The organism is Vibrio sp. D173a (assembly GCF_030248475.1).
Map to the genome: position 1 here is coordinate 1 of NZ_JAHGAH010001043.1, position 815 is coordinate 815.

Below are 815 nucleotides of genomic sequence, written 5' to 3' on the forward strand. Positions count from 1 at the left end.
GATTGCGGTATCAATCGTTTTCTGGTCAGCTGTTGGTTGCAACTCTTCAATTGGAACTGTCAAACAACCAGAGAGTGCCGTTACAGCCAGAGAAGCCAATAACATAGATTTAAGTTTCATTTTTATTCTCATTCAATTACATAGCCAAAATAACACTAGCCCGCAATTCTATTCATGAGACAAATAAATGTGTACAGCCATAGCTACAAATTTATAAAAGATGTGATATAGAGTGCTTATTCAACTTAATTTTGAAGCTCATTAAACAAAAAGCTACAGGCGTCCAACTCGTAAAAGTGACATTAGCAACCTTATGAAATGTATAGTTTTTTACTTATCCTTCATCTTTTAGGGAATGATTGGCACGATCAGATAGATAGTTGTCGTGATCGGATGTCACCTAAATCAACGGGGAGCCTAATATATAGACACACCACGAGATAACGACATAGGGTAGCATCATGACACAGACAGTACTTATTACAGGCGCATCAAACGGCATCGGTCTAGAGCTTGCGAAAATACACGCAGAAAAAGGGCAAAACCTAGTGATTGTAGCGCGCTCAAAAGACAAGCTAGACGCACTGAAAAATGAACTAGAAGCAGCACACGCTATTCAGGTTGACGTGATTGCTACTGACCTTTCTTTACCGGAATCAGCGCAACAAGTGTTTGAACTTACTGAAGCGAAAGGACTTCAAATCGATACTCTCATTAACAATGCTGGGTTTGGCGGTCATGGAACATTTGCACAGCGTGCTCTCACTGATGAGCAAGCGATGATGCAAGTCAATATGGTGACATTAACCAACCTA

General features: G+C 40.2%; 1 protein-coding gene. It reads left to right on the plus strand.

The window, feature by feature from the left end; genetic code table 11:
• Positions 1–461: 461 nt before the first annotated feature.
• Positions 462–815: SDR family oxidoreductase (locus KIV40_RS31150; protein ID WP_285353169.1), on the plus strand; the 354-nt coding region annotated here is incomplete at its 3' end.